This window comes from Thermostichus sp. MS-CIW-26 (genome assembly GCF_054059115.1).
Map to the genome: position 1 here is coordinate 17,008 of NZ_JBSSBV010000033.1, position 13,205 is coordinate 30,212.

At 56.4% G+C, this 13,205-nt stretch carries 11 protein-coding genes and 1 pseudogene; 9 read left to right on the top strand and 3 right to left on the bottom strand.

Annotation, left to right across the window (positions count from 1 at the left end; genetic code table 11):
- The first annotated feature begins 39 nt into the window (after positions 1-39).
- The 8 genes from tnpA to ACVWZU_RS10605 all read left to right on the top strand — a co-directional run bounded on the left by tnpA (position 40) and on the right by ACVWZU_RS10605 (position 9,157).
- Positions 40-480, top strand: a complete 441-nt coding sequence (gene tnpA / locus ACVWZU_RS10570; protein WP_457444805.1) for an IS200/IS605 family transposase — start codon at positions 40-42, stop codon at positions 478-480.
- A 114-nt stretch (positions 481-594) separates the two neighbouring features.
- A complete protein-coding gene (gene purB / locus ACVWZU_RS10575; RefSeq protein ID WP_457444807.1) occupies positions 595-1,890 on the top strand; it encodes an adenylosuccinate lyase in 1,296 nt (431 codons plus the stop codon).
- 9 nt (positions 1,891-1,899) lie between these two features.
- Positions 1,900-2,880, top strand: coding sequence for an aspartate carbamoyltransferase catalytic subunit (locus tag ACVWZU_RS10580; RefSeq protein WP_457444809.1), 981 nt, complete (start codon positions 1,900-1,902; stop codon positions 2,878-2,880).
- A 510-nt stretch (positions 2,881-3,390) separates the two neighbouring features.
- Positions 3,391-4,452, top strand: coding sequence for a phosphate ABC transporter substrate-binding protein PstS (gene pstS, locus ACVWZU_RS10585; RefSeq protein ID WP_457444811.1), 1,062 nt, complete (start codon positions 3,391-3,393; stop codon positions 4,450-4,452).
- A 149-nt stretch (positions 4,453-4,601) separates the two neighbouring features.
- On the top strand, positions 4,602-5,585 hold the full coding sequence (gene pstC, locus ACVWZU_RS10590; RefSeq protein ID WP_414406852.1) for a phosphate ABC transporter permease subunit PstC: 984 nt from the start codon (positions 4,602-4,604) through the stop codon (positions 5,583-5,585).
- A gap of 38 nt (positions 5,586-5,623) precedes the next feature.
- The gene (gene pstA, locus ACVWZU_RS10595) at positions 5,624-6,517 is read left to right on the top strand and encodes a phosphate ABC transporter permease PstA (protein WP_457398131.1); all 894 of its coding nucleotides are present in this window, start codon (positions 5,624-5,626) and stop codon (positions 6,515-6,517) included.
- Between the two features lie 70 nt (positions 6,518-6,587).
- A complete protein-coding gene (pstB, locus tag ACVWZU_RS10600; protein ID WP_457440561.1) occupies positions 6,588-7,385 on the top strand; it encodes a phosphate ABC transporter ATP-binding protein PstB in 798 nt (265 codons plus the stop codon).
- 404 nt (positions 7,386-7,789) lie between these two features.
- Positions 7,790-9,157, top strand: a complete 1,368-nt coding sequence (locus tag ACVWZU_RS10605; RefSeq protein ID WP_457444814.1) for an FAD-binding oxidoreductase — start codon at positions 7,790-7,792, stop codon at positions 9,155-9,157.
- Positions 9,158-9,305: 148 nt separating this feature from the next.
- On the opposite strand, the pseudogene ACVWZU_RS10610 reads toward ACVWZU_RS10605, so the two are convergent.
- From ACVWZU_RS10610 to ACVWZU_RS10620, 3 genes and pseudogenes are all read right to left on the bottom strand, one after another.
- Positions 9,306-9,740, bottom strand: a pseudogene (locus ACVWZU_RS10610) (DUF29 domain-containing protein).
- A gap of 331 nt (positions 9,741-10,071) precedes the next feature.
- Positions 10,072-11,139, bottom strand: coding sequence for a permease (locus ACVWZU_RS10615; protein ID WP_457444816.1), 1,068 nt, complete (start codon positions 11,137-11,139; stop codon positions 10,072-10,074).
- A 67-nt stretch (positions 11,140-11,206) separates the two neighbouring features.
- Positions 11,207-12,343, bottom strand: a complete 1,137-nt coding sequence (locus ACVWZU_RS10620) for a citrate synthase (protein WP_457388024.1) — start codon at positions 12,341-12,343, stop codon at positions 11,207-11,209.
- A 335-nt stretch (positions 12,344-12,678) separates the two neighbouring features.
- Between ACVWZU_RS10620 and ACVWZU_RS10625 the strand changes: the two genes are divergently transcribed.
- Positions 12,679-13,134 carry a hypothetical protein gene (locus ACVWZU_RS10625; protein ID WP_457444818.1) on the top strand — a complete coding sequence of 152 codons (456 nt, stop codon included), beginning with the start codon at positions 12,679-12,681 and terminating at the stop codon, positions 13,132-13,134.
- The last annotated feature ends 71 nt before the right edge of the window (positions 13,135-13,205 follow it).

Sequence of the window (13,205 nt, forward strand, 5' to 3'; positions counted from 1 at the left end):
ACCGCTACACTGATTATAGCACCAGCAGGATTAGCGGCCATGAAGCATGATTTTGTTTCCAGCGGCAGAGCTGTATCTGATTTGAAGGCACACTTGGTCTTAACCACCAAGTACCGTCGCAAGGTATTTACCAGCGAAATGCTGCAGCGATTACATGAAGTTATGTATGACCTTTGCCAAAAGTGGGGTTGCAAACTTATTGAGTTCAACGGCGAGGCAGACCATGTTCATCTGCTGTTCCAGTACTACCCGCAGGTGGATCTGTCCAAATTGGTAAACAACATCAAATCCGTCTCTAGTCGCAGGATGAGAAGCGAGTTTGCGGATTACATCAGCAAGATATACCGGAAAAATGTGCTGTGGAATGAATCTTATTTCATCGCTTCATGTGGTGGGGTGACAGTCTCGGTATTGCGCCAGCACATTGAGAACCAAGGTACTCCCGCCTCTCATCCCGGCCCAAGCGCTCCGCGCCGCTAGCGCGTTCGCTTCAGCGGGCCGTAGGCCATACGTCCTACGGACAGAGGGCGGGGCTTCTCGGCGGTTTAGCTAAAATAGCCTAGCTCATCCTACTGTACCGACGGAAAAGGCACCTTGATCGAGCGCTACACTCTGCCCGAAATGGGCCAGATTTGGTCCACTGCCCACAAGCTCCAGACCTGGCTGCAGGTGGAGCTGGCTGTCTGTGAAGCGCAAGCGGAGCTGGGGCGGATCCCGCAAGAAGCCCTGCAGGAGATCAGAGCCAAAGCCGCCTTTGACCCGGCGCGGGTTTTGGAAATTGAGGCGGAAGTGAAGCACGATGTTATTGCCTTCTTAACCAACCTCAACGAGCACGTGGGCGAGGCAGGGCGCTACATCCACCTGGGCCTGACCAGCTCGGACGTGTTGGATACCGCTCTGGCCGTGCAGCTTGTGGCCTCGGTGGAGATCTTGCAAGCCCGCCTGGCCGACCTCATCGCTGCTATCCGCGACCAAGCTCGGCAGCACCGCTACACCCTCATGATCGGCCGCACCCACGGTGTTCACGCCGAGCCGATTACCTTTGGCTTTAAGCTGGCGGGGTGGCTGGCCGAGTGCCTGCGCCACCAAGAGCGCCTAGCTCGCCTGCGGGAAGTGGTGGCGGTGGGCAAGATCTCTGGCGCCGTGGGCACCTACGCCAACGTGCCTCCCCAGGTGGAGCAGTTGGCCTGCGCTCGCCTGGGCCTGAAGCCCGATACAGCCTCGACACAGGTAATCTCGCGGGATCGCCACGCTGAATACGTGCAAACCTTGGCTCTGATTGGCTCTTCCCTAGAGCGCTTTGCTACTGAAATCCGCCACCTGCAGCGAACAGAGGTACTGGAGGCTGAGGAGTACTTTGCCCCCGGCCAAAAGGGATCCTCTGCCATGCCCCACAAGCGCAACCCCATCAAATCTGAACAGCTAACCGGGATTTCCCGCCTCCTGCGGGGGTATGCCCTTCCGGCTCTGGAAAACATCCCCCTTTGGCATGAGCGGGACATCTCCCACAGCTCCGTAGAGCGGGTCATCCTGCCGGATGCCTCCATTCTCTGCCACTACCTGCTGGTGAACATGGCCGACCTGGTGCGCCACCTGCAGGTTCACGCCCGCAACATGGAGCGCAATCTCAACCTCTACGGCGGCGTCATCTTCAGCCAGCAGGTGCTGCTGGCTTTGGTGGAGAAGGGCCTTAGCCGCGAGGAAGCCTACCGCCTGGTGCAGGAAAATGCTCACCGCGCCTGGAACCAGCCCGGCGGGGATTTCCGCGCCAATCTGCTGGCGGATCCCCGGGTGATGGCTCACCTCAGCGAGGCGGAACTGCAGGCTTGTTTTGATCCGCGGCGCCACCTAACCCATTTGGACGAGATCTTTGCCCGCCTGGGCATTTGAGGATCCCCTATGGCTTGGCAGCGGCAACATGTCCTGGGCTTGGCGGACTTTACCCCCGAAGAATATCAAATCGTTTTGCAAACCGCTGCCAGCTTCCAGGAGGTGTTGACGCGGCGGTTGCCCAAGGTGCCCACCTTGCAGGGGAAGGTGGTGGTGACGCTGTTCTTCGAGCCTTCCACCCGCACCCGTACCAGTTTTGAGCTGGCGGCCAAGCGCCTTTCGGCAGATGTGCTCAACTTTTCCCCAGGCACCTCTTCCTTGAGCAAAGGGGAGACGCTCTTGGATACGGCCCGCACCTTTCTGGCCATGGGATCCGATCTCTTAATCGTTCGCCATGCCCAGGCAGGAGTGCCCCAACAATTAGCTGCCGAGATCGACCGCCGCGGATCCCCTGTGGGCGTTCTCAATGCCGGGGATGGACTGCACGAACATCCCACCCAAGGTTTGCTGGATTTGTTTACCCTCTGCAGCCATCTGGATCCCCGGCGTCCCCGTCTGGAGTTGCTGCAAGGGATCAAAATTGCCATTGTCGGCGATATTCTCCACTCGCGGGTGGCCCGCTCCGATATCTATGCCTTGGTGGCTGCCGGAGCTGAGGTTCACTTAGCCGGCCCTCCCACCCTATTGCCCAAAGATTTTGCCCAGTTTGTACCCGGCCACACGCTCCCTGTCCATTGGCAGCTAGAGCCTGCCCTCGAAGGGGCGCGTTTTGTTATCACCCTACGCCTGCAACAGGAGCGCATGGGCGAGTTCCTTCTCCCCAGCCTGCAGGAATACCACCACCTTTTCGGCCTCACGCGGCAGCGGCTGCGCCTGTGCCACCCAGAGGTGAGGGTTTTACACCCCGGCCCGGTCAATCGCGGTGTGGAACTCAGCTCCGAGGTGATGGAGGATCCCGGCTTGAACCTGATTGAGCAGCAGGTCACCCACGGCGTGGCGGTGCGCATGGCCCTGCTGTACCTCATGGGGGGCGGGCGGATCCCAGCCTAGAGCCCAGATCTTTCTCTGCTCGGGGAACATGTAGAGCTGCCCCACGTCTAGAAGGTTGGAGTCTATCTTCTAACCAATTCTCTCTGTCAAAAGTCGGAAGAAGCTCTGGCCAGAGCTTTTCCCGCCCTGCTGAAATCATGTCCAAGCTTGCCGAGAGGGGAGCAACATCTTTGTATCAAATTTTACACATCTTGGATCTGGATCGAGTTTTTTTGCAGCCGTCTAAGCTTAGCTCTTATTCAAGTTGTGTCCGTTTGATTGGTTGTCAAATGAGATAGAAGTTCAGCAGCATAAGCCTTTTCGCGGATCCTGGGCTCCAGGATCCTGATTTTGCTGAAATCCAAACTGGCCAAGACCACCAGATGGAAAATCGAGGTTTGGAAACGAGCCAGCACACTCAAAAATATCGATTTTTTTCTCTTGACTTAACCCAAAGTTAACCTTTAGATATCCCTCTGTTAACTTTGAGGTTATAGGGTTGAAAATGTTGATTCGCCACAGATATTACCTATGCGAACCCTGCTTTCTGCTTTCTCCCTCACCGCTCTAACAGTAGGATTTCTAACAGCGACCTCGGCTCAAGCCCAAACCGTGCAAATCTCCGGGGCGGGCGCGACCTTTGCGGCTCCTTTGCTGCAACGTTGGTTTGACGCCTACAACCGCACCGTAGACCCCACTGTGCAAGTCAGCTATCAGTCTGTCGGGAGTGGTGCTGGCCTAGAGCAGGTGATCAATGGCACTGTGGACTTCGGCGCTTCCGAGGCGCCTTTCTCCGGTGCTCGCCTGGAAAGCTTCCGAGCTAAATACGGCTATGAGCCCCTACAGTTGCCTCTGGCGGGAGGGTCCATCGAGTTTGCCTATAACCTGCCCGGCATTGAAGGCGGAGAGCTCATCCTGAAGCGGAAAACCTACTGCGGCATCGTGACCGGCGAGATCACTCGCTGGGACGACATTCGCATCAAGGCCGAGAACCCAGGTATAGCAAACAAGCTGCCACCCCTGGACATCACCTGGGTACACCGCTCTGATGGTTCTGGGACTACCTTTGTGTTCACCAACCACATCAGAACTGTTTGCCCTAATTGGACAGCCGGTGCTGGTACTTCTGTCGAGTGGCCTGTTGGCATTGGAGCCCAAGGGAATGAGGGCGTAGCCGCCACCATCAAGCAGGAGCCAGGGGCAATTGGCTACGTGAACCAGTCCTATGCCAAGCTGGAAAAGATGACCACTGCTCGCTTGGAAAACAAAGCGGGCAACATTGTTGGGTTCTCGACTGAGGCAGCTACCTCGGCGCTTGATGCTCCCATTCCTGATGACTTTGCGCTGTTGGTGCCCGACCCTGAAGGGCCAGATGACTACCCAATTGTGGGCTTGTTCTGGGTGATGCTGTACCGCGAGTATCCCGACCAGGAGAAATTGACCAAGCTGGTGGAGACTCTGAAATGGACCCAGGGGCCGGAAGGTCAGGCCATTACCCGCGAGCTGGACTACATCCCCATGCCTGAGGCGGCTATCCAACGGATCTTTGCAGAGCTGGATGCCATTACCGTTAACCCCAATGCGGTGCGATGACCGAGGTGCAGCCTGAACTCTACTAGAGGGTAGCCGGTGGCCGGCGGAGTGGGCAGTTAAATGCTTTCTCGGTCGGCTGCTGGGCTTACCTTGCACGGTGGGATTTTTAGGAAAGATTTTGAACCGAAGATGATCATGGGAGAGAGGCTATGACTTCAGCGGCTACGGGTTATGGTTCACCACCAAACCCGGATATCGATGTTGACATTGAGAAAAAGGCGAGCCTGTCTCGGGCTGTTGATGTGGGCTTTGTCCGCCTGACGCTGGCCTTGGCAGGGTTTGCCGGCATTATCCTCATCTGGGTGATTCTTCAAACCACCGAAGCGGCTCTGCCGGCGATCCAGCAGTTTGGCTTGGGCTTCCTGGTTACTGCCCGCTGGAACCCGGTGGAAAACATCTACGGGGTGCTACCACAGATTTATGGCAGTTTGGTAACCTCTCTGGTGGCTTTGATTTTTGCCATCCCTCTGGGCATTGGCACTGCCATTTTTTTGACGGAAGGTTTTGCCCCCAAGTGGGTAACGGCGCCGATTGGCTTTGCCATTGAGCTGATCGTGGCCATTCCCAGTGTGGTGCTGGGGCTGTGGGGGATCTTTGTGCTGATTCCAGCAGTGCGGCCCATCTTTCGAGCCATTAACCAGACGCTGGGTTGGATCCCTTTCTTGAGTGGCCCGGCTCCGCGGGGGCCCAGCTTGTTGATTGTGGCTATGGTGCTGGGGATCATGATCTCTCCCATCATCATCTCCATTACCCGCAGTACCTTTGAATCTCTACCACGCAGCCTAAAAGAGGGCGCTTTGGCTTTGGGGGCAACCCGCTGGGAGACCATCTTAACGGTGATGATCCCTGCCGGCCTGTCGGGCATTGTCAGCTCGATCATGCTGGCGCTGGGGCGGGCCCTGGGAGAGACCATGGTGGCGGCCATGCTTTCCGGCAACGCCAACCGCATCAATATCTCCCTAATGCAGCCGGGATCCACCATTACTGGCTTGATTGCCTCTCAGTTTGGGGAGGCAGGACGCTTGCAGGTTTCGGCTCTCATGTATGCCGGCGTGGTGCTGATGGTGCTGACGTTATTGGTCAACATTGTTGCCGAGATCATCATCCGCAAGTTTCAAAACTTGGAGCAGTAACTTGGGAAGCAGAAAGAAGATGAAGGAGCACTGTTATCATGTCCGACTCAGCACAGCTTGCCCCTGAGAAGGTTGACATCGACATTACCCGTGCCGCCATTGCCCCTGTCCGCAATTACACAGGCATTGTCCTAACCCTGCTGAGTGGCCTCTTTGTGGCGGTGATCATAGCTTCCCTATCTTGGGTGCTGTGGGATGTGGGCAAGGAAGGCATCCAGCGGATAAATTGGGATGTCCTCACCCAGACCCGCTACCCTGCCCCTGGCCTGGCGGAAGGGGGCTTTGGTCACGCAATTGTCGGCAGTTTAATGGTGCTGGCTACGGGGGCGGCTTTGAGCTTTCCCTTCGGCATCTTGGCGGCAGTGTACTTGTCTGAATTCGGTCGCGGCACCCGCTTGGCTTATCTGGTTAAGTTTTCCTGCAATGTGCTCACGGGGGTACCGGCCATTCTCTGCGGCCTGTTTGCCTATGCTGTGGTGGTGAGGGGATCCGGCTTTTCGGCTTTCTCGGGAGGGGTGGCTTTTGGCGTGCTGATGCTGCCGATTGTCATCCGCTCCACCGAGGAGGCGTTGCTGCTGGTTTCGCCCGACATGCGCTTGGCTTCCCTTGGCCTGGGCTCAAATCGCTTTCAGACCACAATGCGCGTTGTTTTGCCGGCAGCGGCACCGGCCATCGTAACCGGGCTAATCCTGGCTTTGGCCCGAGCGGCAGGCGAGGCTGCACCTCTGCTCTTTACCGCCTTCAACAACAATTTCTGGTCTACTAATCTATTTGGCCCGGTGGCTACCTTGCCGGTGATGGTCTACTTTTTCTCCATCATTCCCTACAGGGTGCAGCAGCAGCTGGCTTGGGCGGGCGCTTTGGTTTTGTTAGCCATTGTTTTGGCGGCCAGCTTGACCGCTCGCTTTTTGGTGTACAAGACCAGGAAATAGCCTGAGGATTCTCAACAAAGTCTTGAATCGAACTCTTCGTCGAACTCTAGCTCTTTTTGTGAGTGCTGCCATGCAAACTCAATCTCTTAACCAGACCTCTTACGTTTTCAGGACCGAGAACCTGAATGTCTACTATGGCTCCAATCTGGCGGTAAAAAATGTTACTCTGGACATCCCAGCCCGACAGATTACTGCGTTTATCGGCCCTTCCGGCTGTGGCAAAAGCACGATCCTACGTTGCTTCAACCGCACCAACGATTTGATCCCCGGTGCTCGTGTAGAGGGCAAGCTCACCTACCACGGCAAGGATCTCTACGCCAAAGAAGTCGATCCGGTGGCGGTGCGGCGGCGTATCGGCATGGTCTTCCAAAAACCCAATCCCTTCCCCAAAAGCATTTACGACAACGTGGCCTACGGCCCGCGGGTGCTGGGGATGAAGGTAGACTTGGACGAGGTGGTGGAAACCTCGCTGAGGCGGGCTGCCCTTTGGGATGAGGTGAAAGATAAACTGAAAGAAAACGGTCAGTCGCTGTCGGGAGGGCAGCAGCAGCGCCTGTGTATTGCCCGGGCTCTAGCGGTGAAGCCGGATGTGATTTTGATGGATGAGCCCTGTTCGGCGTTGGATCCCATTTCCACCCGCCGCATTGAGGAGCTGATGAAGGAGCTGGAGGAGGAATATACCATCATCATCGTCACCCACAACATGCAGCAGGCCGGCCGCGTCTCGGATATGACGGCTTTCTTCAGCGTGGAGGTGTCGGGATCCAACCGTGTGGGCGAGCTGATTGAATTTGACAGAACTGAAGTCATCTTCAACAGCCCCACCAAGCAAGCCACAAGAGATTATGTGGAGGGCCGCTTCGGCTAATCGACCTGGCCGGACAGGGATCCTTCCCATACTGTTCTCGGCAAACCCTTTTGCAGGCAATTTCTGCCGATGATGGAGCATGCCTCTAACCCCCAAAACCCTGAACTTTGCTGAATTTACTGAGCTTTAGGCGGTTTGGCAAAAGTCATTGAGAGGGATATAGTAGACCAAGTTTCCCCCTGATCCTTGAGTCCACCGCAACGGTTGCCGGGAAGTGAAGGGGGAAAGCGCTCGGGGGGTATTCCTCAGGGCTTTGCGGGATACCGCCTTCCTGTTTGGACTCCGTCCCGCTGACGCGAACAGAGATAGGCAGGATGCGATCGCTTCTTTCCTGAACCATGTTCAGGAGAGTTCAGCGTGAATGTATCAGTCTGAAGAACCGTTGCACCCAAATACGGATACCTATGATCGTTGCCGCTCCTGACAAGCTGCAGGCTTTGCGTTCTGACTTAGAGGGTATTGAGATCATCACTGATCCGGCTCAGGTGGCCAAGTTGTCGTTGGATTTTTACCACTACAGCCCCGTGCTGAGCCGACAACTGAGCGACAAGCGGGGAGATGTGGTGGTGCGCCCCGCCGATGAGGCCGAGGTGATGCGGGTGGCAGCGGCCTGTGCCAGGCTGCGGATCCCGGTTACGGTGCGCGGTGCCGGTACCGGTAATTACGGCCAATGTATCCCGCTGGCCGGGGGTGTGATCCTGGACATGGGCAAGCTCAACCAGGTGCTTTGGGCAAAGCCGGGCTTGGCGCGGGTGCAGGCGGGGGCCAAGTTGATGGCCATCGACAAACACACCCGGGAGATGGGCTGGGAGATCCGCATGGCTCCTTCCACCTATCGCACGGCCACCATCGGGGGGTTCATTGCCGGCGGCAGCGGCGGCATTGGCTCTGTGACCTACGGCCAACTGCGGGATCGGGGCAACATCTTGGGGCTGCGGGTGGTCACCCTGGAGGAAGAGCCCCGGGTGCTGGAGCTGCGGGGAGATGAGGTATTCAAAGTAAGCCATGCCTGGGGCCTGAATGGGATCATCACCGAGGTGGAGATCCCGCTGGCGCCTGCTTACCCTTGGGTGGAGCTGGTGGTGGCCTTTCCCCCTGAAGTGGGCTTTATGCCCTGTGCCCATTTTGGCCAGGCCCTGGGCGATGCGGATGGGATCCTCAAGAAATTGGTCAGCCTGCACGCTTGGCCGATCCCCAGCTACTTTGCACCGCTGCGGGGTCATTTGCCAGAAGGATCCGCTGTGGCCCTGTTGATGGTGGCCGAATGCAGCCTGGAGCCGCTGTTGGAGCTTGTCCGGGAACATGGGGGCCAAGTGGTTTACAACAAAACGGCCCAGGAGGCCAGCAAGGGGATCTCGCTGGGGGAATTTTCTTGGAACCACACCACTTTGCACTGCCGCAGCGTGGATCCCAGCCTGACTTATTTACAATCGGCTTTTCCCGCCGACCGGGAGCTGAAGCTGGTGCAGCACATGTACGAGTATTTTGGCGACGAAGTGCTGATGCACCTGGAGTGGATTCGCATCAACGGGCAAGCTACCCCCGTCGGCCTGCAAATTGTCCGCTTTACCACCGAAGAGCGTCTAAACGAGATCATGCGCTACCACGAAGAGCAGGGAGTATTTATTGCCAACCCCCACACTTTCATCATCGAAGACGGCGGGCGCAAAGTGATGGATCCGCGCCAGATTCGTTTTAAAGAAGAAGTGGATCCCTATGGCCTGCTCAATCCGGGCAAGATGCGCACCTGGCAGAAGCAAGCCTCTGCTTGAGGAAGCGCGGCAATTGGCCTCAGTCTATCTATGTTGTCGGTATTTAATGCATAATCGACTGCCTGTGTGAGGCAAGACCAGGCCAGAACTGTGGGGTCGGTGCTGTGGGAAATGCTGTCCACCGTTAAATGCTTTGTGGTGTGGACTGTCAAACTTCCGGCAGCCAGTCCTCTGCAAGCACCAACTCTGGAGAGTAGGGACAGACATCTGGAAATGTCGAGATTTCTATCCCCGTTTGCCTGGCTGCTTGGCTGCGCGCCCGTTGATAACTCTCTTCAAGTTGCTCTACCAGATAACCTTTTAGGCTAGGGCTATCTTCTATGGCTAATCCGATTTGGGTTCGCGCATCTGTAATGGAATCTAGTCAGCTATCTGAACGGCGCTGAGGTTGATATTGCCACTTGAGTAGATGCAGCAGAAGGCGAGTTAATTGACTGGTAATCCCTCGTCGTTCGCTCTTACCCAAATTCTCAACCTCTTCAATTAAGTGTGTTAGGTCAATTTCATGCCAGCGCCTTTCCCGCAATAGTCGGGTTGTTCGGTCAATCCACAAGTTAAAGTCTGTCGAGTATAGATCGCTCATAGCTTTGTCCTGCTGAAAAATAGGGTCGCGATAATTATGAAATCCAGACTACGTCCTTCTTGAGTTTACTACAATAAAACCTGTAACACCTGAGTTCTCAACCGTCTGGGAGCAGAGTCCTCTGGTGACAAACCTTATCCAGACAACTCTTTCTATGGTCATTTCGACTTAAAGCAGGACACTGCACCCACACCTAGGGTGCACCGAGCCAGAAGGCTGTTCTCAATAGCCCAGGCGTCTTACCCTAAACTGAAGCAACTATATTTGACGAATATTTGACGGAGAGTGGATGGAGAGGGTGTCCCTGTGGAGAAAGGTTCAAACAAACGCTTTAACTGCCATAGTAGTTGATGGCTAAAGCTCCCACCAGAGTAAGCTGAAAGACCAAGATCACGAAGTAGAAAATGGCGCGGGGCTTGAACAGAGTGAGCATCAAGCCTATGGCTTTCAAGTCTACTATCGGCCCAAACACCATAAAAGCCAACAGGGATCCCGGCGTGAAGGTGGCGGCAAAGGAGAGGGCGAAAAAGGCATCCACCGTCGAGCAGATGGAGATGATCCCGGCCAGGGCCATCATGATCAGGATTGAGAGCAACGCATCTTGGCCATAATCCAGCACAAACGAACGCGGAATCACCGTTTGAATCAGGGCCGCCATCGCCGAGCCCAAGATGAGCACGGATCCCAATTCGCGGATCTCCCTGGCCCAGGTCTGCAGCAGGAGAAGTCCTTTTTGTCGCCTGGAGGGAGAAGGCGCAGCGGCCAGAGCAGAGCGATACACATCTTCAGCCGTTTGTAAAGTGGCCAGGGATCCGCCAGAGGCCCCTTGAGCAGGGCTCTGGGATCCAATCCAGAAGGTGCCCCCCTGCAACAACGGCGAGCAGGAAGTGCTTTTCGGATCCGTCTCTTGGGGGCGATTGCGCTGCAGCTCCCGCCAGACTGACGGCTGCAACAGAGGCTGGAAATCCTTTTGCAGGCTGAAGATCAAGCCGACGACCACCGCAATGCCGAAGGAAAAGAGAACTCGGTAGATCACCAGCTCCGGCATGGAGCGAAAGGCAATCCAAGTGGAAAAGATCACCACCGGGTTAAACACCGGCGCCGCCAACAGAAAGGCCACCGCCACGTGGGGTGGGATCCCTTTGATCACCAGTTGACGGGCCACCGGCAGGTTGCCGCACTCGCACACCGGGAAAAAGAATCCTAAAGCGCCACCGGCCACCGCGCTGCCGATTTTGCCTTTGGGCAGGAAACGGGCCAACTGGGATCCCTCCACAAACACCGCCAGCAGCCCCGACAGAAACACCCCTAGCAGCAAAAATGGCATGGCCTGCACCACAATGCTCAGAAACAGGGTGAACCCGTCTCGCCAAAGGGGAGAGTCTAAAAGGCTCAACACACCGCCTCACGCACAATTTGGGCCTTACTGAGTTTGGATCTCGGCCCAGCGCCCTGTCAAACGGCTCTCAACCCCGCTCTTCTATAGGGATGTAGCGTTGCTGGCGTTCACCTGTGTACACCTGGGTGGGTCGGAAAAGCCGATTATCGGACAACTGCTCCCGCCAATGGGCCAGCCAACCCGCCGCTCGGGCAATGGCAAACACCGGTGTAAACAAATCTTCTGGGATCCCCAGCTTGGCGTAGACCAACCCTGAGTAGAAGTCCACATTCGGGTAGATCCCCTTCGGCCCTAGCAACTCCTCACACACCCGCTCCACCTCCAGGGCAATGTCGTAGTACTTGTCGTGGCCGTAGCGCTCAAACAGCTCCTCAGCCAGCCGCTGCAGGATAGTGGCCCGCGGATCCTTCACCTTATAAACCCGGTGACCCATGCCCATGATGCGCTGTTTTTTGGCCAGCTTCTCCTCGATAAACGAGCGCACATTTTCCACCGAGCCGATTTGCCGCAGCAGCATCATCACCTGTTGGTTGGCCCCCCCGTGCAACAGCCCCGAAAGGGTACCCACCGCCGTGGCCAGGCTGCTGTAGGGGTTAGCCAGCGTGGAAGCGCTCACCAGAAGGGCAAACGTAGAGGCATTGACCGTGTGCTCGGCGTGCAGGATCAGGCAGATGTCAAAAATGCGGGCCAACCAGGGATCCGGCTTCTTGCCCGAGAGCATGTATAGGAAATTGGCAGCATGATCCAGGTTGTCGTCCGGGGGAATGGGATCATTGCCCTGTCGCATCTGGTGGAACATGGCCACCATGGTCGGCAGCTTGGAGAGCAACCGGGTGACGGTGCCGAACACATAGTCGGGATCCATCTCCCGCAGCGGGTAAAACAGCCCCAAGCCCGCCACACAGGTTTGCAGAGCATCCATCGGGTTGCCCGACTCTGGAAACGACTTGATCATGTCGCGGATGCGGTATTTCACCCGTCGATGACTGCGGATTGCCTGATCAAAGTTGTCCAGCTCCGATTGGGTCGGCAGCTTGCCAAAGATCAGCAGGTAGGCTGTCTCCAGAAAGGTACTGTGGGCGGTCAATTCCTCGATGGGGATGCCCCGATATTCCAGGATCCCCGCCTGGCCATCCACAAAACTAATGTTGGAGCGTGTGGCCGGAACGCCTTCCAAGCCTGGTCTGTATTCGCCATCCGCCATGGTCGGATTCCTAAAGTGCTTCCTAAATGACCTAAAGTGCTTCCTAAATGATGAATCAAGGGTTGCCAAAGGTGCCTGGAACCCAACCCCTTGCTCCCCTCGGGCAGTACTGACCCCGCTTCGCTACAGTAAAGCAAATTTTGGATCCCTGTAGCCAAATGCTGCCCCTGTCATCCTTCACAGAGAGCTAGGCTGGGATCCGCCTTCTATCTTGCAACAGCTCCCGCTGCCCGACGCAAAAATTGTTGCTATGGTGAGAACTGCGCCCGGCTTGAGGGATCTTGGCGCTTGCCGGAGCCTCAAAAATTTGCTCCCCCGCTTGGAGATCGGCACCGATGTCGGATACTGCTCAAACTCACCTTGGCTCCAGCCCAGTGCAAGGACTGGAGTACGTGGTGCTGGGAGTGGCCACTTGCTTCCAGCAGGATCAGGAAGGTCGCCTGGTAGAGGTTTTGGTGGCCGAGCCGGTGCCTGCTGCCGATTTGGACTGCCTGGCCCAAGAACGCCGCAGCACTTCCTATGTTCTCCTCTACGCCACAACCTACGCCGAGATCGTGAACAACGGGATCCCAACTTTGCCTGCCGATGTTTTCCCGCCAGGGGTGTTGTTGGGAGAAGACTTCGTGGAACGGGTGCAGGCAGCGGCCCGCACCTATCGCAGCAAGCCCCAGTTTCGCCATATCCCCCTGCACCAAACCTGCACTCCAGAGCGGGGGGTGTTTAAGCTCAATCACAGCGTTGAGCCCCGACGGATCCTCAACGCGGTTGTGGAGCATGACTCTAGTCAATAATAAGCTCAACTATACTGAAAATAATGTATAATATGTTCAGTACGGATTACTACCAGTTGATCTTTCTGTTT